This window comes from uncultured Veillonella sp., assembly GCF_900545795.1.
Taxonomy (GTDB): Bacteria; Bacillota; Negativicutes; order Veillonellales; family Veillonellaceae; genus Veillonella_A.
In genome coordinates, this window is sequence record NZ_URAR01000006.1 from 81,480 (window position 1) to 106,400 (window position 24,921).

Sequence of the window (24,921 nt, forward strand, 5' to 3'; positions counted from 1 at the left end):
AGTATAAAACAGCAAACACCGTATAAAATCGTGTAATGTGTAAGTAAACCGCTCACCTTACTTGCTTCGATTCTGGGCCCGTAAGGTCAACACTAATTCAGCAATTGATGCACTTAAAGAATCCATCTTCTGCTCTAAGCGAAGCAATAAATACGAGGCTACCACCATAGGAAAGCCGTAATTTGCCGCGGCTGTCAAAAGGTCTTCCATAATAACACCTCCTCTGTAATATACATTACAGAAAGAATGTACTGTCAACCTAAGTAAATAAAAGACTATCAAACAATAACATATGTATCAAAAAAAGGCGCCCTCAAGGGGCGCCTTTCTTATTTAATTGCTATTAACTTGTCTATTAATCCATAACAACCTGTCTATTTAAACAGTTTAACCTATTTCATCAAATTAGCTTGTTTTATCAACTAAAGTTTATTGAATCAACTTTAATTGATTCAATCAAGTTTAGGCATTTTAACGAATTAATAAAATCCATTCCAACAAAGTACACACAATATAGGCAATAATAAATTTTACCTTTTGCTTTCTATCGCGATCTTCATCGGCAATACGCAAGCGCTGTGCTAAAAATCGTTTGTCTCGAATCTGCAAGAGTAAATCGCGAATATTAGCCTGGCAAGCCTCATCATTAATCGCTCCATTTTTCTTGAGCGAAGCCTGTTGAATCGTAATACGGCGCTGTAGTTTTCGCATTTGAATCTTAATATTATTGTGCACAAATACACTTTGCCACTTTTTGCGCGAATCAAAATACATATAAATATAGCGCGGAATATTCATAACAATAAAGCTGATACACAAAATCCCTAAAGAAATAAGGAAATATGTGGAGAAAGAAAATTCAATCGTTTCAGCTGGCAAGTAATGATGTAAGATTACAAAGCTAATCCATACACCAATTGGCAATAACAGGGCTGCTGCCATATCCACCGAACGAACCCAACTAGTCTTAACCGGTATGTCTTGAATCGCGTGCGTTTCTACTTCATCGCGAAACGCATAATACTCAAGCTGTAAGGCCGATTGCTCTGACTTCGCATTGATTAGCAAAGCTGGTCCTTTAGCTTCAGGCGAGCGCGCTGGCCAAGGAATCAGACGGCGAATAGGACTATCTGGAGCTAAATCAAAGCGAATTATGCCCTTCTTCTCAAAGCGCATAGTGGAACCATCATCACCGATTTCAAAAGGATTGAAGAAGGTCCCTAATAAGCTAAGACTCCAATTACCTAAGGAGTGAACTATGGTATTTAAAATAAATCCACCCATATCCACATCCGACATATTCAATTTTATAGAAAAACCCGTTGCATAATCATCAAACCATAAGTCTTCAATAGAAAACTCTACGGTAATAACATTGCCTAAAGTCGTAATTATTCCTAAGTACACTTTATTATTGGGTTCAAATTCGAAGGTAACAGAATAAAATAACCAATGATTACGTAACTGCGCTTTTATAATCCGATTTATGGCATCCTCTTCCACACTAATCATGCGGTGGTCATATAAATGACATTCTTCCTGTGCCTCTACGGGAGCTGCCTCTGGTTCAATTACGGCAGGCTCAGGTAACGCTTGTTTACGATTCTTAGCGGTCATTGCTTCTGCTAATTCCAATAAACGTGTTACTATTTTACTCATGAATCCCCCTATGGGTTTAATACGTTCTTAACATTCCAATTATACCACAGTAGGCTTTATTTTCAAACTTAGTCAAATTCCTCAAGAAATAGGATGATTCTTGACTGCTCCAATAACTATAAACGACTTTAAATATTAACATCTATGATAACATATATGCCATCTAAAATATATGTACCATGAAGTATGGGACTCATTAAAATTAGACCTAATTAATAAGATCTCAATTACCTATGAAGCTCTCTAACTGCCCCATTAAATATAAGTTCAATAATTCTGAGTCCTTAATATATAAACCCATAAAATAAGAGGCCCAGTTCCCTAACAATAGAGAACTGAGCCTCACTAATTATTTCCTACCTTGAATTTTACAAGCCATAGGACTAAGCAAAAACAAGATTATGAATATGAATGCTCTTACAATGTTTCCATCGAGAGCTTGCGATAAGCGTAGAAAGCGCCGCCTTTAGCCATGAGTTCTTCATAGCTACCATCTTCAATGATGCGCCCCTGGTCCATAAACAAAATACGGTCCATTTTTTCTAAACCACCTAAGTGGTGCGTAACGCATACGACTGTTTTCTGAGCCATTAATTTCAATAAAGATTCTTGAATTTCCTGACGTACCACTTGATCTAAACCTTCTAAAGGCTCATCTAACAACAGTACCGGACTATTCCGTAACCATAAGCGAGCTAAGGCAATGCGTTGCTTCTGACCGCCACTAACGCCCATGCCACCGCTACCAATAATAGTTTTTAATCCATTTGGCAAGCTCTTAACCCAATCAAAGATAGCGGCAAAGCGCAAGGCTTCTTCTAATTCTTGTTCAGTGGCCTGAGGTTTCGCCAAGCGAATATTGTCTTCTATGGTCGCATGGAATAAGTAACTATCTTGAGTTAAGCTGCCATAATAGCTTCGCGCCTCACTAATAGGAATGCTACGCAATTCTTGATTTCCTAAAAAAATTTGGCCATCATAGGAATAAAAACGCTCTAGCAGAGTCAATAGTGTAGTCTTACCAGAGCCACTAGGTCCTACAAGAGCCACCTTTTCCATTGGTTTAATCTGCAAAGATAAATCAGAGTATACCCTCTGACGGCCTTCAGGATAGGCAAAATGTACATCTTTAAACTCTAAACCTACGGCGCTAGGCGCTATCCCACTAGGCTGTGCTTCATCCACTACAGCCGGCTTCTCTTGTGCTAAGGCAACCAATCGTCCTATAGCAGCCTTACTTTCACGGCCATGATACCAAGCCACTGCTAAAGGCACCAGCGCTTCAAAATAAGATTGTAGGGAAATCGCTACAACAGCAATAAATATACCTTCTTGCTGACTTCCATGAGCTAGTGGGATCATAATAACAGCCCCTAAGACCATGGTAATTTGCGTCAAGCCGAGAAGCAAAGTATCACCTATATTAACGCCTCGTTCTACAGTTTTCTGCGCCCTACTTAAGGTCTCAAATTCCTTGCTTACACGCGCGCTCACTGGACCTTCTTGCTGGTATGTCAAAATATCCATAATGCCCGCCAAGCTCTCTACAATAGTATTTTTTACATTGCTGCGATAGCCCAGCGACGCATCAATAGCCTGCCGATTATGTAAAAATACGCCATAAGGTATTACTATAGCCCCCAGTACAAAGGCGGCTGCTAAAAGCCAAACTAAATCAAAAGAGAAATGAGCTAAAAAGTAGAAGCCAATAATGGTTAATAATACAGCCCCTACAGGTGGAATAATAACGCGCAAATAAAAGAATTGCAATGTTTCAATATCAGCCATAATACGGCCTAATACTTCACCACTAGTAAAGCGATTTAACACTGCTGGCACCAAAGGTTCTAGTTTTTTATAGAACCACACCCGCAAACCATACAAACCTTGGAACGCCATATGATGCGACACATAGCGCTCAATATAGCGACACACTGCCCGAGCAATACCAAAGAACCTAACCCCTACAATGGCTAAACTTAAGGCCGCTAATTCAGGTTGAAGGGCCGCTTCTGTAATGAGCCAACTAGACGTGGTTAATAAACCAACATTCATAAACACTGTTAAAAAGGAAAATAATAAACTGAGCCACAAGGAATTTCTAGCTGGGCCCAATACGGAGAATAAACGTTGCATCCAGCCCGATTGATTTGATGATGCAGATCTTAATCCCGTACGCTCTACATTTACAGAATCGCCTACAGCAGATATATCTATAGTAGACTCCTTCTCGACTGATAGATCTATAATAGGAGCCTTCTCGGCTGATAGCTCTATAGCAGACTCATCCTCAACTGACAAACCTGTGGAAAAAGCTTTCTCAGCTGACAAACCTAAAACAGAATCCTCCTCAACTGACCTCTCTATAGTAGAAAGACCTTCAGACGACAAATCTTTAGTCGAAGTATCCTCAGATGGCAAATCTATGCTTGTAGCGAGTTCACCAAGCAATTCGCCCGTTAATGGACGCCCCATACCTGCTTCCACCAAGCTACTAAAATAGCCACCAGCACGGACCAATTCATCAAAGCCACCGCGTTCAATGATGGCACCTTCACGCATAACTAACAGATTGTCAGCCCAACGCATTGTCTGTAATCGGTGTCCTACTAAGAGCACAATGCGGTCTTTCATTAATACTTTTAAAGCCTTAGCTAAGGATTGCTCCGTCGCTACATCAAGATGTGCCGTAATCTCATCAAGCACTAAAATAGGTGCTTGTTTCAAAAAGGCGCGCGCCAAGGCAATACGCTGTCTCTGACCTCCAGAAAGACCTACGCCGCCTTCCCCCACTACAGTATCTAAGCCTTGTGGCAATTCAGCAATAAACTCCTGAGCCTCCACCAATTGTAAAGCTTCTTGCACAATCGCTTCATCCATTGGTCGATTAAAAGTAATATTCTCTCGTAAAGTGCCCTTAAATAAATGAGGTTGCTGTGGTACAAAGGTGACTAAATCACGCCAATGGTCGCTATTTACAGAAAGTAAATCAGTTGTGTCTACTAAAATTTGCCCACTAGAAGGTGCCATTAAACGCATCAATAAATGAGCAATCGTACTTTTCCCTGCTCCACTTTCACCGACAAGCATGGTCACTTCACCACGTTTTAAAGTAAAATCAATACCTTTTAACGCGAATTGCTCACGCCCTATTTGATCAGGTAATTGTGGATATTCGTAAGTAATGTCTTTAAACCTAACTTCTCGAATAGACTCAGCCTCAGAAAAGGACTTTGCGCCTGAAGCCGGCTCCTGAATAGGAAGTGCTAAGAAATCATCTATTTTACTTAAGCTGACTTGCCCCGCCATGCCGGTATGGAAAGCCGCCCCTAATTGCCTTAAAGGCGCATAAAACTCAGGCGCTAATAGCAATACAAAGAAGGCTGGCAAGAACTCTTCATGACCATATAGTAAGGCAACCCCCATGTAAACCGCTATCAAAGCCGTACTGATGGTACTTACTAATTCCAATACTAGGGCTGATAAAAAGGCAATGCGCAACACCCGCAAAGTGGAATCTCTAAACTCAGCCGATAAACGCTCAATTACCTCAATCTGCTCTTCCGAACGGCCAAAGAGCTTGAGCGTTACAATTCCTTGAAGTACGTCGAGAAAGTGACCACTTAAAAAGCTCATGCGCTCCCATTGTTCCTTATTCATCTTCTCCGCTTTACGGCCAATTAAAATCATAAAGAAAGGAATGAGCGGAAAGGTAATAAACAATATGATGGCTACCCAAGGGGCTGCATCAATAATGGCTATAGCCATCACTAAGGGAATCATCATGGCATAAAGCATTTGCGGGACATAACGGGCAATATAAGACTCCACATTTTCAAGTCCATCCGTCAATAAATGAACTACATCGCCATGCCGTTCACCCGTAAAAGGTCCTAAACGCATCAAATGAGACCAAATGCGTTTGCGCAAATCCTCTTTAGCTAGGCTCGCTAAATCTTGTGCTACTTCTTCCTGACTAAATGTAGCCACTAAGCGCACTAAAATAGCGCCTACTAAACATAATAATGTGCTACCCACTTCGGCTAGCGGTTTGCCTAAGAAAAATGTTTCATTTATTAATACAGCAAAAAACCATGCCTGTCCCACTATGGCCAAGGTTCCTAGTAAGCTAAAACACCCTAATCCTATCGCTTTATTTTTAAAACGAATGAGCTCCTCCCGAGCTGTTTTAACTATCACATAAACCTCCTATATTAAACTGACTCATTGAGTCAACATTTCACTCATAAAAAAATGCACATGCGTCACATGTGCACCTTTTTATTTGAATTATCTAAATTGTTTTGGTACAAACCAAGTGTCTTCGCCTTCTACTTCAGCATCAGCACCATCATCACTAATGATCATAGTTTCTGGTTTGCCTACAGACAGAATCTCGCCAGTAGCAGCATCAAGCGTAATATCTACTTTTTCGCCATTGCGATATACCGCAACTACATAGACAACTTCGCCATTTTCAGCTTTTACTTCCCAGCCTTTACTTAAGGCGCCATCACCGATATGCGCTACAGCAATTGCTTCTGCTTTCTTAGGTTCCATTACATTAAGAGGATTGAAGATGCGGTTAGGAATATCTTTCTCCTTGCCATCTACAGTTTCCTTGATGATATTGGATGTAATAACATCAATTTGTAATTTATATGTATTTTTTAATGTATAACCTTCAACTACGTATGCAAAGCGGCCTTTATCAGGTTTTAACGAAATGGAGTGAACAGCGGAATTTGGATATTTTGCCAAGAAAATACCAGCCACTTCGCGCATGCTTAATACCATAGATTGACCTGGTTGGCGAGCTACTGTTGTAGGTGTTACATCTACTGCATCAGCTGCGGAAACAGTTCCTACTGTAGTAACGGAAAAGGCACCAACTGCCATAACCCCTGCCAAAGCGAGGGACGTTAGTTTTTTATTCATTCCTTACCTCCTAAATAGTAATATACATTAAGTATATCACAGCTATTAGTTGTTCTCAATCAATTTTTATAGCTCACGTAAGTTATATTGATAAGAAGAATTACTTAGGCTCTTCTTCTCTAATAGACTCTACTGATTCTTCTGTCATGACTGGCGCTACATTATTTGTCTCTTTTGCCTCTCGCGCCTCATTCATAGCCTCTTTATGTAAATGAGTCTTCTCTTCTAGTGCTTTATGCTTTTGCTCTTTAGAAGCCAAACGTTTCTGCACATCTTCGCGCACTAGTTTATATACGGTAGCTCCCAAAGGTACACTGAGTAAAATACCTGGTACACCATATAAAGTACCGCCTACTGTAATAGCCGCAAATACCCAAATACCAGGAAGCCCTACAGAGCCACCTACAATTTTAGGATAAATAAAATTACCTTCAATTTGCTGCATCACAACTAGAATAATTACAAAGATTAAAGCATCCATTGGACTGACCGATAAGAGCATGACAATACCCATGAAGCCCCCAATATAGGCCCCTAATAAAGGCACTAAAGCCGTTAAGCCAATTACACAACCAATAGTTAATGCATAAGGCACAGAGAAGATCGCTAAGCCAGCGCCTACCATAACACCTAAAATTAAAGCATCTAAAAACTGACCAATAAAGAAGCTACTAAACACTTGACTCGCTACGCGCCATACATGAACATAGGAGCTAATTCGATGCTCTCGTCCATACGCACGACTTAAACGGCCTAGCTGACTACGCAATACTTCTTTATCCAATAATACATAAATAGCAAAAATTAGCCCCACTACAAAGCTAAAGACCCATTCCACAGTATCACTCATAGTCTGAACAATATAGCGACCACTGTCAGCACCAATCTTTTTCAGATTATCGGCAAAGGTTTCTGGTGAAATAGAGTCCATCACTGTAGAATTGTGCAAGGCTGGCGTATTAGCAATAAAGGAACTTACCAATTGGCTCCCCTCTTGATATAAGCCAGGCACAGCTTGAACAATAATCGTCAAGGAGTGAACTAATTGTGGAATGGCCATCCATCCTACGATGAATAAAGCCAATAGAACAGCTAAAATAGCTAATACAATACATACAGGGCGGCGCGAAGCTACTACCCATTTATTAGTACTTTTAGGTGCGTAAATTTGCTCAAATCGTTTAACAATAATATTTAACACGAACGCAATTAAAACACCCCATACGAGCGGCATTACCGCATCAAGCACGATTCGTGCATTAACTAAAATAGAATCAAACTTGATAGCAATTAAAAATACTAAGCCCGCCAAAATAATTAACGTTGCAATATGTTTATACTCTTTTAAAGGATTCATCGCTCAACTCAATCTAAAATTTTAACTAATAACCACACAGAACCTACATTATTTTATGCAAATAATGTATCAAGGCCTGCTTCATCTAAAATAGTACCTACTGTGAATGGTCCGAAAATGCCAAATCGTGCACTTACTTCATCAAAGCGCATTTCATTGACGATTTTCTTAAACTGTACAGGATCATCAGACATTAAAGTAATGCCCCATTCCCAATCATCTAAGCCACAAGCGCCAGTAGTAAATTCTTTAATAGTCTCTTCGTATTTCTTGCCGATTTGACCATGGGAACGCATCATGCGACCGCGTTCTTCACGACTAGTCATGTACCAGTTATCCGTCAAATGACGTTGCTTGCTCATAGGATAGAAACACATATATTTTAAGCGCGGTACTTTAGGATACAAGCGAGCTTGTACCTTTGGATGATTGATGTCCGTGCGCATATAATTACTTACTTCGATAACAGCCACAAAAGATGCGGTAGGAATTAACACAGCGCCAATAGCCATTTTACGAAGGGCTGTTTCACGAGCAGTAACTTCTTCAAGGGTAGGCTCTAAGAACCAAATTAAAAGGTCCCCTTTTTGACCTGCCACATTGTATAATGCATAGCTAGCTTCATGTGCTTCATGACGAGTTTCTAATTCGCCAATAAATGCTTTAAATTCTGCTAACGCAGCCGCTTGCTTAGCTGGTTCCCAGGATTGCCATTTTTGAAAATCAATGCGATATGTAGCATGAATGCTGAACCAGCCTTCATAAGTAAGTACTGCTGGTGATTTTTCATCGCTACCATGACCAGCGCTATGTGGATGAGCCTCCCCTAAATTAGAGTTATGAATGCCCATACCATGATGATGTTTTTGTTCTTCCATAATGAAACCTCCTCATCTGAGTTGATATAAATTTATTTGTATTAATTGTTTTGTTAAATGCTATTTGCCAAAAGCGTGTATCAATAGCTTTTAGATTATATATATCAAGTAGTTTTGCTAAGCCCATTAACTACTTGATTTGATCCATAGCTTTTGCTAATTGCATGTATCGAGTAGTTCTGCTAAACCCATTAACTACTTGATTTGATCCATAGCTTTTGCTGATTGCATATATCATTTTTACCGATTAGCAAATTGCTTATCTACTAACGCCTTTGCTTGGCGCACGCCATCAGGCATACCGACGCCATCAAAAGGTGTACCAATCATATGTAAACCTGGATACGCCTTGCTAGCATACGCCGTAAGACGCGCAATCATGTCTCGATGCCCCACCTTGTATTGTGGCATGCTCTTATTCAAGCGCGTAAGCTCTGTCCATAAAGGTTTCGCCGTGAAATTCATAATCTTTTGAATTTCTTCTAATGCTAACTCTTTAAGCGCCTCTTCTTCCAAACGCTGTACTGTATCATCGCCAGGTTTGCCCATGAACACGCGAAGCACCACGCGATCCGCTGGCGTCGTTTGCGGCCATTTAGCACTGATATACGTACAAGCAGTGAGTGGCGTAGCGCATTTGCGAGTAATAACAAAGCCCGTACCATTTAAATCAGCATCAAAAGTAGCTCGATCAAAGCCCATAATGGCAATGGCGCAGGAAGATAAATCCATGGAAATTAAGTCCTTAAATTTAGGGTCTTCACTGAACCAAGCACCATAGCTTTGTGGTGGCGTAGTAATAATCAATTCATTATACGGCGCTTTCACCGTACCACCAAGAACATAGCCAGCTTCTACTTTTTCAATAGATGTCACATCAGTATTCTTATACAAAGTTACATTCGCTGGCATTTGCCCTACCAAGGCATCAATGATAGATTCAAGGCCACCTGTCAATTGGCGGAATTGGCCACTTGGCTTAGTACCAGATGCACCGCGTTGTTTACGAGCAGCCAACATGCCTTTTACCATATTGCCATATTTTCGCTCCATTGCATGGAACTCAGGGAAGGTGGCATCTAAACTTAATTCGTATATATTGCCCCCATAAATCCCAGACAATAAAGGCTCAATCAATTTATCCATCATCTCATTACCTAAATGGTAACGGAAAAATTCCCCGATTGATACATCCCCATCTGTTGGATAGGGCTTTTTGAAATAATCCTGCATAGCGCGGAATTTACCAGGCCAAGAAAGCAAAGTAGACTTCGCAAATGGTACAAACTCCGTAGGAATCCCCACAATCGCTCCACCAGGAATAGGGAACATGCGATTATCATTGTAAATAAAAGCCTGCCCTGTTGCATTGGTTACAATCGTATCACCGAGACCGAGTTCAGTAATCAAATCAGTCATAGCCTGCTTGCGCGCTAAATACGAATCAGGCCCCACTTCTACCACATAGCCATCAACGCGCTTGGTCTTTATCTTACCACCAAAGCGACTTTCTCGTTCATATACATCGATTTGCCAGTTTGGCTGTGCTTGACCTAAATAATACGCCGTTGCTAGACCGGTCAAGCCACCACCAATAATTGCTACTCGATTCATTATTTCACCTCATTACTCTTCGCTAGTCGTCGCACTGCCTGTGTCATGGCCTCTACAAATAAAGGATTGCCATTAGGCATAGGAACGCGAGTATATTGTAAACCTAAGTGTTCACAAAGGTCCTTACATACAATATCATTGTCATATAATACTTCTAAATGATCGCATACAAAACCAATCGGCACATATATAACTGTTTGCGCCTCCGTCTTGGCAGCCACTTCTTGAGTCACAGCCTCTACATCAGGTGTTAACCAGTCGCCGCGCACTCCAGCACTTTGCCAAGCCATATAATAATGGTCTATACCTGCCGCTTCGGCTATGCCATGGGCAGTTGCTTCTACCATTTGAGGGTATGTATCGCCCATATGGATTACATGGTAAGGCAAACTATGGGCCGTAAAAACCACTGCCACCGATTCCGGATTGGTCACTTCCTGTAAAGTGACTTTCAATGCATTCACCCAATAGGCAACAAATTGTGGTTCTTCATTCCACGCCTGCACTTCATGGATTTTCATGCCATAGCGTTTGGCCCGGCGCTGCGCACGCTCAAAATACGAAGCGGTAGCAAAAATAGAAAAATACGGCGCCATCACAATGGCAACAGCTTCCTCTATGCCGGCTTCAGCCATGCGAGACACAGCTTCTTCTATACTGGGCTCAATATGTTTATTGCCAATAAAGAGCTCAAATTCATAGCGTGTAGAGCGTTCATTAAGTTGCTTCACTAACTCCTGCGCTTGCAGCTCAGTTAGCTTTGCTAAAGGGGACAAACCGCCAATAGCAGCATACCGCTTAGTCAGGGTTGTTACCTCTTCTTCTGTAGGCGGATAGCCACGGCGAATATTAGTATAATAAAGCAAAATGTCTGCTTCCGACCGCGGCGTCCCATACGCCATTACTAATAGGCCCATTCTCTGTTTCATATGGCCCACCTTATTTGCTCGTCACTTCATGCACATAGTGCACAATCCGCTGCAACACCTCTGGATTGGCTTCTGGCACTACGCCGTGACCTAAATTAAATATATGTCGACCATGGGCTTGGCCTTCTTGTAAAATGCGATCAATTTCAGCCTGAATAACATCCCATGGGGCAAATAAATAAGACGGATCTAAATTACCTTGAACCGTTTGCGTAATCCCCATTTTAGTAGCGTCGCTAATCGGCGCACGCCAATCTAAGCCAATTACATCTAATGGCAATTCCTTCCATAAAGGAAGCAAATGATATGTGCCAACACCAAACATAGTAATAGGCGTAGTCGGATGTAATTCTTTTAAGCCCTTAATTAATCGCTCCATAAATGGATAAATGCGTGCCTTATATTCTAAAGCACTTACGGCACCTACCCAGGAGTCAAAAATCTGTACAGCACTAGCACCAGCTTTAATTTGAGCATCTAAATAGGTAATACTCATAGCTGTTAACTTTTCCATTAAAGCGTCCCAAAGCTCAGGTTCAGCCACTAACATTTGACGCGTCTTCTGATAATTCTTAGAAGGGCCTCCTTCAATCATATAGCTAGCCAATGTAAAAGGAGCGCCACAAAAACCAATAAGCGGCACTTGCAATTGCTCTTGAGTTAATATGCGGATTGTCTCTAAAATATGAGGCAATGACTCGCTTGGCTCTAAAGGACGTAAAGCCTCAATGTCCTTAGCGTGGCGAATCGGATTGTCAATCACAGGCCCTATACCTGGCTTTAACTCCACCTGTACGCCAATCGGCTGCAATGGTGTCATAATATCCTTGTATAAAATAGCGGCATCCACATTATATTCTTCCACTGGTAAACGTGTAATGTACGCACACAACTCCGGTTGCTGTGTGATCTCAAACAAAGAATACTTCTCTTTAATACGGCGATATTCGGCTTGACTTCGGCCTGCTTGGCGCATGAACCACACAGGGCAATGCGAAGTCGTATCCCCTTGGATAGTTTTTAAATATGTCATATTCATTAATGTGTCTTCTTTCTACTAGATTCTAGTCATATACTTAAGTTTACCATTTTATGAGCATAAATGAAAATGTTTTTATGCAATTTACTGCCTTTTTAAACAGTATTTTTTCTAATTTTATAAAAAAATTAAGACTGTGACCGAGCACATTAAAAAAAGTGCAAAGAGCCACAGTCTTTTTATTCTATTTTTATTTATTATTTATCTTTTTTTCACAAATACTGAATCAATGCTATAGCGTCCTGGCCCAGCAATGAAAAGCAAAATGGCACCAAACATCATTTGTGATGGGTAGTCCCATTTAAAGAACCCACTGTCAAAAGCCGCCAAGGTAGCCACTAATAAAGTGCCAATAATCATGAGCGCGCCTAAGCGACTCAAGAAGCCTATAATGAGTAAAAATCCACCAATCATTTCAAAGGCTGCTGCCAATGTCCCTAATAATAAAAATCCATCAGGCACACCAAACTGTGCTAAAGTCGATCCAATGGCATATAAAGTCTTGCTGCCTCCAGCAAATTTAAAATACCCATGCGCCATCATAGAGGCACCGAAAACAATACGATAAAATAAAAGCCCCGCATCATGATAGCGGAATAAATTATGGAATAATAAGTTCATACACATATCCTCTCTATATAAACTATGTAATATGTAAACTATATAAATTATATAAACTAAAATAGCTCTATACAAAGCTCATACGTAATTGCACAATTACTAGAAAACTGCCATGACAAGTTGTTATCACGGCAGTTTATCTCTAAGAATTCAATTATTTGTACACTTTAGCAAAACTGCTAACTTTAGGCCATAAAGCAGTATCATCTGCACTACCTAAACCAATAACGCGAATGGACGTGCCAAAATATAAATTTTCATACACTACAATGTGCAATGTATCAGAATATATTTTAGTTCCTTCAATCGTGTCCATGCGAATCACCCCTTCATAGGTGCCATTCTTTTGTTCTGTCAATGGTGTCACTACCACATAAGGATGCTCCACATTGGCTCCGTTAGCATTGATAAACTCTGCCACCTCTTTCGTATAGGTAGGCAACTCTTCTTTCTTTTTCTTCAAAGAAATTATTGGCATAGATGCTTGAATACCCATTTTTTCAAGGCCTGCTTCACCTAAACGAATATCAGCCACTACAGCATAACGGAACTCATTGTTTTCCTTATAACGCAATTGATACACATCAGTGGACAGAACGCCTAAATCCATCAAAAATGTATTGATATCCTGCTTATTGGTCAACAAGGACACTTGGTCCCCTTGATATAAAGTAACCCCTGCTGGCACTTTCACAGATTTAATATCTACAACCTGCTTATTCGCAGCCCAGGCATTTGAATTTAATCCTACGGTAAGGGCCAACAGTAATGCGGCACCCCACAATTTACATTTCATGCTTACACTCCTTTAATAGTGTTTTTATAATTTGCCTATGTGGCATTATCCTTTTTTCTGCATCTTAGCCCAGCTATCGCGAAGACCTACAATGCGGTTCATCACAATATGGTCAGCCGTGCTATCTTTATCTGTTACAAAATAACCTTGGCGCAAGAATTGGAAGCGATCGCCCACTTTAGTGTCTTTGAAAGCTGGTTCCCCTTTCCCATGATGAATGGTCAAGGAATCTGGATTCAACTGTTCTAAGAAATCTTTGCCGGCATTTTCTTCGTCTTCTGTATTTAATAAGTAATCATACAAACGAAGTTCCATATCTACAGCCGTAGACGCTTCTACCCAATGCAAGGTCCCTTTTACTTTGCGAGTGCAACCGCTGCCGCTCTTAGTTTCTGGGTCATACGTACAGTGGATTTCCTTAATGGAGCCATCTTCATTCTTAATCACTTCATTACACATTACAATATAAGCACCTTTTAAGCGTACTTCTTTGCCTGGTGTCATGCGGAAGAATTTTTTAACTGGCACTTCCATAAAGTCATTTTGCTCAATATATAATTCGCGACCAAATGGCACTTCACGATACCCCATGTCTTCATTTTCTGGGTTATTTTCGATAGTCACCATTTCTGTTTGCCCTTCTGGATAATTAGTAATCACCACTTTAACAGGGTCAATAACAGCCATTTGACGAGGTACTTTTAATTTTAAATCTTCGCGAATACAGAACTCAAGCAAGGCGATGTCTACTACACTGTCTGCTTTAGCTACGCCAATGCGTTGGCAGAAGTCACGAATGGATTCTGGTGTATAACCACGACGGCGAAGACCGGAAATCGTCGGCATACGAGGATCATCCCAACCGCTCACCAAGTTTTTTTCCACCAATTGACGAAGCTTACGTTTACTCATAACCATGTTGGTAATATTTAAACGGGCAAATTCAATCTGTTGTGGCTTTTCAACATCAGGCCATTCTTCTAGTACCCAATTATATAATGGGCGATGCACTTCAAACTCAAGTGTACATACGGAATGCGTAATGCGCTCAATGGCATCTTCTACAGGATGCGCATAATCATACATAGGGTAAATGCACCATTGGCTGCCCGTACGATGATGGTCAGCATGTAAAATGCGATATAATACTGGGTCACGCATAACAATATTAGGGGACGCCATATCGATTTTAGCACGCAATACTTTCTCCCCGTCTTTATATTTACCTTCTTTCATTTCTTCAAATAAACGAAGGTTTTCTTCTACGGAGCGATTGCGATATGGGCTGTCAGTACCTGGTGTAGAGAAATCACCACGAGTATTTTTAATTTCCTCTGGAGTTTGATCGTCTACATAGGCACGGCCTTTTTTTATTAGCTCTTGAGCATACTCATACATTTGATCAAAATAGTCAGACGCAAAGTACTCACGGTCTTCCCAATCAAAGCCCAACCATTTCACATCTTCTTCGATAGATTTTACATATTCCACATCTTCTTTTACAGGATTCGTATCATCAAAGCGAAGATTAGTTAATCCCTTGTAAGCTTCACCTAAGCCAAAATTTAAGCAGATAGATTTGGCATGACCAATATGTAAGTAGCCATTTGGCTCAGGAGGAAAGCGCGTATGGACACGTTTGCCATACTTTCCTTCTTCATTGTCTTTATTAATAATGGCCTCTATAAAATTAACGGTTTCATTATTTGGTGTTTCCACGAATAATCATCCTTCCTTTATTTACTCTATCCGCTTATTTTACCATATTCCGCAAGAATTTTCACTATTCAGCGTCTTTATAATTTACTTCTGGATTAACACAAGTTTTTAATGGTTTGCCTGCCAATCCTAGTAAAATATTATCAGCTGTGAGCATCGACATATCGCGACGAGTCCGGTCAGTATACGACCCAATATGTGGCACCACTAATACTTTGCCTGTTTTAAGTAATGGATGGTCTCCTGGCAATGGTTCTGGATCGGTCACATCAAGAGCAGCGTATTCAATTTCACCTTCATTCAAGGCCCATACGAGGGCATCAGTGTCCACAATTTTGCCACGCCCTACATTGACAAACAATGCATCATTTTTCATTTTCTTAAAAGCTTCTTTATCAATCATATGATATGTAGATTCATTGAGTGGCGCCATAACGAGGACTACATCACTTTCTCTAAAGAGCTTATCCAAAGACACATAAGTTGTCATATACAAGCGATCATCATTGCGTGGGTGACGATTATTGTAAAGCACAGTCATGCCGAATGCACGAGCACGACGTGAAATAGATACGCCAATGTTCCCCATGCCAATAATACCCAAGGTCATACGGCTTAAATCGCGCCCTTTAATAGGTGCTTCCCCACGCCCCCATTGGCCGCTCTTTACGAAAGCATCATTTTCTAAAATACGACGGCTTGCTGTTGCCACCAAGGTAAAAGCTAATTCAGCTACAGTTTCAGTCAACACATCAGGCGTGTTGCCATAAGGAATCTTAGCGGCCGTTAAGTCTTCAATATTTACATTATCATAGCCTACTGAAGCCTGTGCAATAACCTTTAGGTTCGGAGCATCGGCTACTAAATCAGCATCTACTTTAACGCCATTGACAGACCAAAGCGCATCAGCTTCTTTAAGCCACTCTTTTAAAAGGTCTCGTGGCATGACACCGGACTGCTCCCATTGTTTAATGGTTACATGCTCACCTAAATAAGCGAGCGCATCTTTTCTTGCAAAACCTGGAACTACAACTACTGGTTTACTCATATTAATTCCTCCTCATATAAGGATTGACAACTTTTTAGTACTATTTTTATTATATCATCAAAATCCTACTGATTTGTTAGAATTTTTATCCTTTATAGATATATTTTTATATTCTGTAGCACATATGTAAAAATATATATCAAATAGACTCATGTATTTTATTCTCAATTGAATGTATTGCTTTATCATTTTTATGTTTTATGTTATAGTTAAATTAAATAATAAACATAAATTCATAATTTAATTACAAAAAAATATTAATCAGGGTTTTTATTTTTGAAATGAGGCTTCTATTATGGCAATTATTGATTCATTACCGGAAAAAGAGGTAACTCTGAGAGAGTTTAAAACTGCGTTAAACAAAATTATGGCTGATTATGATGCAAACAATCCTGTAACCATTACTATCAGCGAACATGGAACGAAGAAAACATTTTCTCTCGTCCCTAAACGCATGCGCCGCCGCTCCAATGGCGAAGCATTTTCTATTAAAGAAATTCCTTTTAGCAATTTAGAAACTACCAAAGAACCAGGTACCTATATTGCAATCGATACCTTTAATATTGCCGAAAATACGCCAATTCCATTTGTTTATGGCCTTTACATCGACTTTGATTTAGAACGCGACCTTCGCTTCTTCAACGATCGTGAAAGTTGTGAAAAATGGTTGAGCAAAAAAATTAAACTCTTAGAAAAATAAACAAGTCTTAAACCTTTTAGTCAATGCCTACACAGTAGGATTAAAAACCTTGAGAACCAAAAGAGAAGTAACAGAGAACAAGCCTTATACACTATATGAAATGAGGAATACACTATGAAAATTGCAAGCTTTACTACACAAAGTGGTTTTAAACAATGGGGCATCATCGACGAAGAGTTACAAACAATTTTAGGTAGTGCTGACCTAGAAGAGGCCTATTTTACCTTTTTACCAGAAACTATTGAAGAGCTAATTAGCCTCGGTGACGAAGGTCTCCTAAGCCTTACTACAGCACTACAAAAGCATCGTGAAACACCAGTAGCGATTCCGTATCACTTAAATGAAGTATCCCTAGAAGCTCCGATTACACCGCATCGCAATATTATTTGCATTGGTAAAAACTATCGGGAGCATGTGGCAGAATTTGATAAATCCGCCCAAGAGCCGGAGCATCCTGTGTTCTTCACTAAATTGCCAACCACGGTAATCGGCCCTAAGCAAACAATTCCGCTTCATCCTAATGCCACCTCACAAGTGGACTATGAAGGTGAATTGGCCATCATCATTGGCAAGCGTGGCTCACAGATTCCTGAAAATGAAGTGTGGGATCATATCTTTGGGTACACCATTCTAAATGATGTAACAGCTCGCGATTTACAACGTCGTCACGAACAATGGTTCCTCGGCAAGAGCTTAGACGGCTTCGCTCCTATGGGTCCAGCCATTTTAGTAGGCAACAAACAGCCACAACATTTTGAAGTGCGCACCTATGTAAATAGCGAACTTCGCCAATCAGGTTCTACTGAAGATTTAATATTCTCCATTCCAACTATTGTAAGCACCTTAAGCCAAGGGCTTACATTAGAACCAGGCGACATTATCTCCACTGGTACACCATCCGGTGTGGGCATCGGATTTAATCCGCCTCGCTTCTTACAAGAAAACGATTCCGTATCGATTACTATCGAGGGCATTGGCACCTTAGAAAATCCTGTAGGATATAAATAAAGTTGAAAGTCTTACAGAGTGTAAAGAAATTTAGAGCATCCTGTGGAGTAAAAATAAATTAGATAATCCTAAAGTGCATAAATAACAAAAGAGAGAGTCTAAGGACTCTCTCTTTTTTATCATTCTAATAAGATTTTTATAAGATTTTTATAAAATCTTAGGATTTTGCTAACTATACAGAATGCCATATGCGAGCCTAAATCACATCAATTTTTGGTCAATATATAGCCCATAAGGTAAAAGAGCGACTCCCGAAAGAGTCGCTCTTTTTATTTCAGATTATAAGTATTTACTTATTTCTCTGCGTTAATAATTAGCTTATTTAGCTATGCTAAGTATTAACTTATTTGCCTCTGCTAAGCATTAGCTTATTTACCTATGCTAAATATTAGTTTATTTACCTGCGTTTTGAACAAGTGTATTAACTAATTGAGTTAATTCTTCAATCTTAGCATTTTGGCTGTCCACAACAGTTTGTAAATCTTTAATTTGTTGTGCCATAACTTTACGAGCTGGGTAGTTTTCAGTTTCACCTTCACCTACACGTAATGTTACACCTGCATTTACCATGTTTTCGCCGCCACCTAAGGAAGTACCAATGCTAAACATAGTATCACCATTAGGACGATAGAAGGCACCAAGAGCTAATGCATTAGCACCACGGTAATTACCTACACCAGCGGATACTTCCCATTTAGCTTCTGGGCTAAATTCTAATGGATGTAAGGCAGCAAGAGCCGCAGCACCAGCACCTACACGGTCTACACGACGATCAAGTTTGCTAATGCGGTTGGACATTTGATTCATACCATTACCAATATTGTTAATTGTATTATCAAATTGACCTTTGTTGATAGCATCGCCAGGATTTACAGCTTCACCAACATTTGTGATTGGATTGCCACCCATATCAATGCCTTCACCGGAGATGTTAACACCATCTTTGCCATCTTTACCTGGAATGCTAATGCCTTCACCATTGATGATAGTTTGGTTATCGCCTTTACCTACGGTAATAGTATCGCCTTCAATGGTCACATCGCCAATATTGGCTTTTTCAGTAACAGTTAACTCTTTAGTAGTTACAGAGTTTAAGCCTTTGAGGTCTTTAGATAATTTAATATCTAAGCCATTAGTAGAGTTACCTTCGTCATCTTTTTGTGTCACTACACCAATATTGCCATCTGATAAATTATCAACAGCAGCGCCACCATTGAGATGTAAAGTTTCACCGCTCTTAACAGTTACTTTTTTACCTTCTCCTTCGTCGCCAGCAAATACACGGCTAGACTCTTTTACTGATGTATTAATTTCATTAATTTGGTTAGTCACTTGGTTAGCCAAATCATGTAATTGACCTTCTGTAGCTGCACGATCTGCTACTATATTTTCACCATTGTCGCCAGGAGCCCAAGTTGTATTATCAAGGCCTGTAATGTATTTATTGCCAACAGTTACCTTATCTGCACCATCACCAATGACAACTTGACCTTTACTACCGTCAACAACAACTTTATTAGTGCCATCACCAGCAGTTACTTTAGCACCATTGCCATCAACAGTTACTTGCTTAGTCTTATCTGATTCAGAACCTAGAGTAATAGAATCGTTAAGATTTACTTCATTAGTCTTTGTATCTACAGTGATATTTTTACCTGATTGTGCTTTGGAAGCATTGATTGTAGTGTTAACACCTTTAATAGCATCATCTAGCTGGCCTTTATTGATAGCATCTGTCGCGTCTGTACCATTAGCTACATTAGTAATCTTATTGCCGCCATTATTTAAGCCATTTTGAGTTAATTCAACTGTTCCTGAAATTGTAGGTGTTACAGGAGCTACTGGATTACCATCTTTTGTATATGTATTATTCTCTTTGTCATATACAGCGCCAGTTAAATCGATGTACCATTTGCCATCTTCACCTTTAACTAAGGAGTTGCCTTTATCGTCTTTTGCTGTTTCGTTAAATACGATGCTACCATCAGCTAAATTAATATTCTTAGCCAATTTCACATGTAAACCAGTGGCATTACCTTCGTCATCAACATCAGCTACTACAGCGATATTATTTTCAGTGAAGTCTTTAGCGCCACCTTTAAGGTCTAACTGTTCATTCAGCTTCTTAGCAATAACATGTTCTGCACCATCGTCACCAGCAAATTTGAGACCATCACCCATAGTAGCAACTTGATGCTCTTTACCATCCTCATCAGTATAAACAATACGAGTTACGCCATTTTCGCCGTCAAGACCGTTAACACCATCTTTTACGGAAATATTAGCACTTGTATCCTTGCCTGGTTGACCGTCATCACCTTTAGGGCCCGGTGTACCAATGATAGTAATGCTACCTGGCTCAGCATCTTTACCTGGAGTTCCTGGTTCGCCATTTTCACCTGGTTTACCTGGCTCACCTTTAGAACCAATAACTAACTCTTTGCTTAATTTAATATCATAAGTAGTTTTGCCATCTTTAGTTACAGCAGCAACCTCTAAATTATTGTCTTTTACAGACTCACCTAATTTATCTTTACCAGGTGTCACGTCTTTACCATTTACAGTAATAGCCGTATGTGCACCACTAGCAGATTCACTAATTGCATCAGCCATAGCTTGTAATTGAGCTACGTTAACTGCATCAGTAGCCTTCATGCCAGCTGCTACACCTGTGATTTGACGAGATTGAGTTGCAACACCATCATCGCCTAAGACGCCTACAGATACGGAACCTAATGTAGATTTCCAAGTGGCACCAGTTTTTGTCGATGCTTGGCCTGTAACTGGGTCATAACCTGCAACATTATTAGCTATAGAAGCAATAGAGCCAGAGCCAAGAGCTACGCCATCTTTTACTGTTACATTGGCATTATAACCAATTACAGTTGCATCAGTAACTTTTAATTCAGTTTCTTTAGATGCTGCCCCCATTACAACACTATTATTCGCACTTGTTAACTTACGGTTATCACCGAATAAAATCGTGTTTTTAGTGTTTTCAATTTTATTATTACTACCTGTCACAGTTACATTATCTACATTAGTCGCTGTATTTTCAAAACCAGTAATAGCATTGGATTCACTAATATTAGAAGCTGTACCCGTTACTGTATTATTAACACCAATAATAGCGGTACGGCGTGTATAATCTGCTACGTTGCCACCACCGAAGGCCATAGTAGCACCACCGCTCTTACTTGAGCGAATTGCGCTTTGCAAGGTGTCAACCATAGCATCTACAGAAGCGGCACCAGAGGTTGGCGCATTGATTGATGTAATAGAGTTACTAATCTTATTACCAGCACCATAAATAAGAGATCCATTACTCTTATCAGTAATATTAGCCACACCTGTAATTGTATTAGCAATTCCTTCATACGATGGGAATAAGAAATTACCACTACCATTAGAACGGATGCTATTTAAAGAACCTACTACAGTGGCACCAAAGTTTTGAGCCCCATAGGCCGCTGTATTCATTCGACCAGAACCGTCAAAGCTGCCTGTTGCAATGGAATAAGAACCAAGCATCGTGGAGAACAAGCCTTTAGCATAGGTATTGGTGCCTACAGCTGTTTGATTTACATGGAAACCAATCGCGTCATTGCCCTTTACTTGTTTATCACCCATAAGGCCATTATAGGTACGGCCACCGATGTCGATGGAACCAGTACGGCCTTTTGCATTTACACCCATAGCAATACCGGTGGCTACACGACTGCGGTCAGTTGGATTGTCATACCCACCAGAACCGCCCTTAGGCCAGTTAGTTGGATCAAAGCCAAGTTTTGCTTCCTGTTCACCACCACCAGCAAATACACGAGCATTCTTACCAATTGCAATATGACCATCTAATCCAATATTAGGGTCTACACCTGCACCATCACCAATAATAACTGTGCTATCACCGCTAGTTCTAGTGTTACGGCCGATAACTACGCCACCAGCGCCAGCCATACTGTTGTTAAAGCCAATAGCTACACTGCCTTCACCACTGGCCGTTACTTTCGGGCCAATCGCAATGGCATTAGTGCCTGTAGCACCAGCATTGTTTTTATTGCCTGTTTCAGTGGAGTTTACGGAGAAATATTCAACGCCTTTTATCGCTGCTAAATCAGCTTTCGTTGCAATATTATTAACCGTTAAATCACCACCAGCATTACGAGCTAATGTTAAGGTGCCATTTTCTAACTTAGCACCTGTTACATAAGTATCTTGTAAACCAGTGATAGTAACCGAATTCGTTGTATTGCCAGAAGAATCAGTTACTGTAATGGTACCTGCACCAGTAGCTTGATTATATGTGGCTGTACCGCCTGTTACTTTTGTGTCATTATCAATAGCATTGATTGTATATGTTGTACCATTTTCAGGAGTCGATGCTGTACTAATGGAGGAAATATTTGCTCCTGCTACAAGAGATACTTTAGCTGCCTTTAATTGTGCTACGTTAACTGCATCAGTATCTTGTGCACCAGCCGCTACATTTGTGATTTGACGCGTAATTTCAGTACTTCCAGAGGCTGAATTTGCCCCTACAGAAATACTACCACGATTAGCTTTCCAAGTTAGAGTATCTTTTGTACTATCAGTACCGGTGGATGGATCATAGCCTTTAACTCCAGCCGCTGTATTCGCTCTAGAAAGCGCACCTAATGCAACACCATTTTCAGCATGAGCATATGCATATTTCCCTATAGCAACGCCATTCTCAACATCACTTAGCGTTGAATGACCTAATGCTAATCCGCCTTCACTTTTAACAGTTGCACCATAGCCTACAGCTGTGCCATATCCGTTATCAGCTAATTTATGATATTGTCTAGACGCTGCATCACTACTATTAATAGTTCTTAAATCTGGCGCATATTGTTTCTTTTCATCATCAGACAACTTATTATAATCTACTTCACTTATAGGTTTATCTGTATTAGCAAATACACTAGCATAACTACCAACAGCAACAGAACCGCCACTATAAGTACCAGCCTTATATCCGCTTGCTAATGAATCCTTTGTATTAGCTCGTGCATAGCTTCCTAGTGCAGTCGAATTATCCTGTTGTGATCCAGCATCCTGACCAATTGCAACGCCTCTAAACTCAGATGATGTCATATGGCCTATCGATACACTACCTTGGCTGTTAGCTTTACTAAGTTGACCTAGGGCAACAGCTGTAGTGGTTTTACTATTGGAATAATCACCAATTGCAACCCCAGCTTCAGCAAAAGACTTTGTACCTATGGCTACAGCATTACCAGATTTTGATTTTGCTTGATATCCAATAGCAATTTGCCCACTAAAATCGCTGCCCTCAACAACTGCTGCTTTATAGCCTAACACAACACTTTGAGGCCCTGTTGTAGTTGCTCCAGCACCAATTACAACAGAAGCTTCTTTTGTAGCTCCATCATTATTATAATTACTTAATGACTCACCTTTAACACCACTCACTGATACATAATGAGGTGCTATCTCAGCTATCTTTTTAAATTGAGCAATATTAACTGCATCCGTATCTTTAGTCCCAGCAGCTACATTTGTAATTTGACGTGTTTGTACTTTGTTGCTAATGGTCCCATCATTTGGATACGCATCTACCGCGTCTTGTGAAACACCTACAGACACAGCGGCTAACGTCGATTTCCAGACAGCAGAATCATCTAATGAAGATTTATCTGACATAGTGCTAAAAGGATCATACCCAGCTACACCTGCTTTAGTATATGCAACAGAATTAGAGCCAATAGCAACACCATCACTAACTTTAGAATGTGTATTATACCCAATCACAACTACACGATCCGTTGGTGTTATGATTTGATTAGTCCCTGGTGTAGACCCAATAACTACATTATAGTTGGAGTTATTAACGCGACGTCCATCACCAAGTATTACATTGCTTGCACTAGTGCCTCCAGCTGAGTTATTAGTCCCGATTATATAATTACTTTTATTTGAGAAATCAGCCTTACTATTTGTGCCTTCAACAAAATTTGTCCCTTGCGAATTATCAACCGCCTGTACATCAAAACCAAACACACCACTGCACAGAGCAAAAACAGACAAAGCAATACTTAACTTCTGTCCCATCTTGCTATGTGTAGATGCAGGCTTTCCATTATTCTTAGCCAACTCTGATACTACCACATAGCTGCCTTTTACTTTGCTCCAAACAACTTTGTAATGCTTATTCATTAAATTAAGCCTCCCTTGTTACAACTTTTTGTCCTATTCACCTAAAAACTCTAATGTACTAATGAATTTTGGGTAAATAAAGCAATTGATCTATAAATTATTTTCTAAGTAAACTTGCTGATACTGCCTATCCGATCCCCCTATCATTATGACTCTATCAGTTAAGTTTATTTATAAAAAATAAATTACATATAAATATTTTTAACTATCCAACCCTAAATGGTATATAATTCCACTCCCCTCATGTAATGATTACCAAAATATATTACCTATATTTTATTATTTTATGACTGATTATGTCAACAATCACCCCCATCATCATACTGTTAATTTTCATATTTTTTTCATTTAAGTTTGCCTTAATTCAAGTGTTTTTCTCAACATCAATTATCATCTTGAATAACTTTCAACTTTAAT

General features: G+C 40.0%; 16 protein-coding genes. 2 read left to right on the top strand and 14 right to left on the bottom strand.

The genetic code is table 11. The features are described 5' to 3' along the window. Positions 1-57: 57 nt before the first annotated feature. From QZR90_RS04525 to QZR90_RS04585, 13 genes are all read right to left on the bottom strand, one after another. Positions 58-210, bottom strand: coding sequence for a YvrJ family protein (locus QZR90_RS04525; protein WP_295789251.1), 153 nt, complete (start codon positions 208-210; stop codon positions 58-60). Between the two features lie 261 nt (positions 211-471). After that, complete coding sequence (locus QZR90_RS04530) at positions 472-1,659, bottom strand: hypothetical protein (RefSeq protein ID WP_295789253.1); 1,188 nt, start codon at positions 1,657-1,659, stop codon at positions 472-474. A 417-nt stretch (positions 1,660-2,076) separates the two neighbouring features. Beyond that, positions 2,077-5,859, bottom strand: a complete 3,783-nt coding sequence (cydD, locus tag QZR90_RS04535; RefSeq protein ID WP_295789255.1) for a thiol reductant ABC exporter subunit CydD — start codon at positions 5,857-5,859, stop codon at positions 2,077-2,079. Between the two features lie 90 nt (positions 5,860-5,949). Next, entirely contained in the window at positions 5,950-6,597 is a 648-nt protein-coding gene (locus QZR90_RS04540) for a PepSY domain-containing protein (protein ID WP_295789257.1), read from the bottom strand. Between the two features lie 100 nt (positions 6,598-6,697). Continuing rightward, the gene (locus QZR90_RS04545) at positions 6,698-7,954 is read right to left on the bottom strand and encodes an AI-2E family transporter (protein WP_295789258.1); all 1,257 of its coding nucleotides are present in this window, start codon (positions 7,952-7,954) and stop codon (positions 6,698-6,700) included. Positions 7,955-8,007: 53 nt separating this feature from the next. Continuing rightward, positions 8,008-8,832, bottom strand: a complete 825-nt coding sequence (gene hemQ, locus QZR90_RS04550) for a hydrogen peroxide-dependent heme synthase (protein ID WP_295789259.1) — start codon at positions 8,830-8,832, stop codon at positions 8,008-8,010. A 240-nt stretch (positions 8,833-9,072) separates the two neighbouring features. Continuing rightward, the gene (gene hemG, locus QZR90_RS04555) at positions 9,073-10,446 is read right to left on the bottom strand and encodes a protoporphyrinogen oxidase (protein WP_295789261.1); all 1,374 of its coding nucleotides are present in this window, start codon (positions 10,444-10,446) and stop codon (positions 9,073-9,075) included. Beyond that, positions 10,446-11,375, bottom strand: a complete 930-nt coding sequence (gene hemH / locus QZR90_RS04560) for a ferrochelatase (protein ID WP_295789262.1) — start codon at positions 11,373-11,375, stop codon at positions 10,446-10,448. The genes hemG and hemH overlap by 1 nt, the downstream gene beginning before the upstream one ends. Before the next feature lie 10 nt (positions 11,376-11,385). Further along, positions 11,386-12,414, bottom strand: coding sequence for a uroporphyrinogen decarboxylase (gene hemE, locus QZR90_RS04565; protein ID WP_295789264.1), 1,029 nt, complete (start codon positions 12,412-12,414; stop codon positions 11,386-11,388). Positions 12,415-12,615: 201 nt separating this feature from the next. Beyond that, the gene (locus tag QZR90_RS04570) at positions 12,616-13,035 is read right to left on the bottom strand and encodes a DoxX family protein (protein ID WP_295789266.1); all 420 of its coding nucleotides are present in this window, start codon (positions 13,033-13,035) and stop codon (positions 12,616-12,618) included. 154 nt (positions 13,036-13,189) lie between these two features. Further along, positions 13,190-13,831, bottom strand: coding sequence for a hypothetical protein (locus QZR90_RS04575; protein ID WP_295789269.1), 642 nt, complete (start codon positions 13,829-13,831; stop codon positions 13,190-13,192). A gap of 45 nt (positions 13,832-13,876) precedes the next feature. Then, positions 13,877-15,550 carry a glutamine--tRNA ligase/YqeY domain fusion protein gene (locus QZR90_RS04580; protein ID WP_295789270.1) on the bottom strand — a complete coding sequence of 558 codons (1,674 nt, stop codon included), beginning with the start codon at positions 15,548-15,550 and terminating at the stop codon, positions 13,877-13,879. 64 nt (positions 15,551-15,614) lie between these two features. Continuing rightward, complete coding sequence (locus tag QZR90_RS04585; RefSeq protein ID WP_295789272.1) at positions 15,615-16,598, bottom strand: D-glycerate dehydrogenase; 984 nt, start codon at positions 16,596-16,598, stop codon at positions 15,615-15,617. Positions 16,599-16,893: 295 nt separating this feature from the next. Here QZR90_RS04585 and QZR90_RS04590 point away from each other — a divergent pair, with 295 nt between their 5' ends. Then, positions 16,894-17,298, top strand: a complete 405-nt coding sequence (locus QZR90_RS04590; RefSeq protein ID WP_295789273.1) for a hypothetical protein — start codon at positions 16,894-16,896, stop codon at positions 17,296-17,298. 114 nt (positions 17,299-17,412) lie between these two features. Continuing rightward, positions 17,413-18,306, top strand: coding sequence for a fumarylacetoacetate hydrolase family protein (locus tag QZR90_RS04595; RefSeq protein ID WP_295789275.1), 894 nt, complete (start codon positions 17,413-17,415; stop codon positions 18,304-18,306). 393 nt (positions 18,307-18,699) lie between these two features. Here QZR90_RS04595 and QZR90_RS04600 read toward each other — a convergent pair whose 3' ends face one another. After that, positions 18,700-24,504, bottom strand: a complete 5,805-nt coding sequence (locus tag QZR90_RS04600; protein ID WP_295789277.1) for an ESPR-type extended signal peptide-containing protein — start codon at positions 24,502-24,504, stop codon at positions 18,700-18,702. Between the last annotated feature and the right edge of the window lie 417 nt (positions 24,505-24,921).

Excerpts from the sequence above, each read along its gene's own strand:
- QZR90_RS04590 (WP_295789273.1), top strand. The coding sequence starts at position 16,894 with ATGGCAATTATTGATTCATTACCGGAAAAAGAGGTAACTCTGAGAGAG.
- QZR90_RS04570 (WP_295789266.1), bottom strand. The coding sequence starts at position 13,035 with ATGAACTTATTATTCCATAATTTATTCCGCTATCATGATGCGGGGCTT.
- QZR90_RS04540 (WP_295789257.1), bottom strand. The coding sequence starts at position 6,597 with ATGAATAAAAAACTAACGTCCCTCGCTTTGGCAGGGGTTATGGCAGTT.
- QZR90_RS04600 (WP_295789277.1), bottom strand. The coding sequence starts at position 24,504 with ATGAATAAGCATTACAAAGTTGTTTGGAGCAAAGTAAAAGGCAGCTAT.
- QZR90_RS04595 (WP_295789275.1), top strand. The coding sequence starts at position 17,413 with ATGAAAATTGCAAGCTTTACTACACAAAGTGGTTTTAAACAATGGGGC.
- QZR90_RS04525 (WP_295789251.1), bottom strand. The coding sequence starts at position 210 with ATGGAAGACCTTTTGACAGCCGCGGCAAATTACGGCTTTCCTATGGTG.
- hemH (WP_295789262.1), bottom strand. The coding sequence starts at position 11,375 with ATGAAACAGAGAATGGGCCTATTAGTAATGGCGTATGGGACGCCGCGG.
- QZR90_RS04585 (WP_295789272.1), bottom strand. The coding sequence starts at position 16,598 with ATGAGTAAACCAGTAGTTGTAGTTCCAGGTTTTGCAAGAAAAGATGCG.
- QZR90_RS04530 (WP_295789253.1), bottom strand. The coding sequence starts at position 1,659 with ATGAGTAAAATAGTAACACGTTTATTGGAATTAGCAGAAGCAATGACC.
- hemQ (WP_295789259.1), bottom strand. The coding sequence starts at position 8,832 with ATGGAAGAACAAAAACATCATCATGGTATGGGCATTCATAACTCTAAT.
- hemE (WP_295789264.1), bottom strand. The coding sequence starts at position 12,414 with ATGAATATGACATATTTAAAAACTATCCAAGGGGATACGACTTCGCAT.
- QZR90_RS04575 (WP_295789269.1), bottom strand. The coding sequence starts at position 13,831 with ATGAAATGTAAATTGTGGGGTGCCGCATTACTGTTGGCCCTTACCGTA.
- QZR90_RS04545 (WP_295789258.1), bottom strand. The coding sequence starts at position 7,954 with ATGAATCCTTTAAAAGAGTATAAACATATTGCAACGTTAATTATTTTG.
- hemG (WP_295789261.1), bottom strand. The coding sequence starts at position 10,446 with ATGAATCGAGTAGCAATTATTGGTGGTGGCTTGACCGGTCTAGCAACG.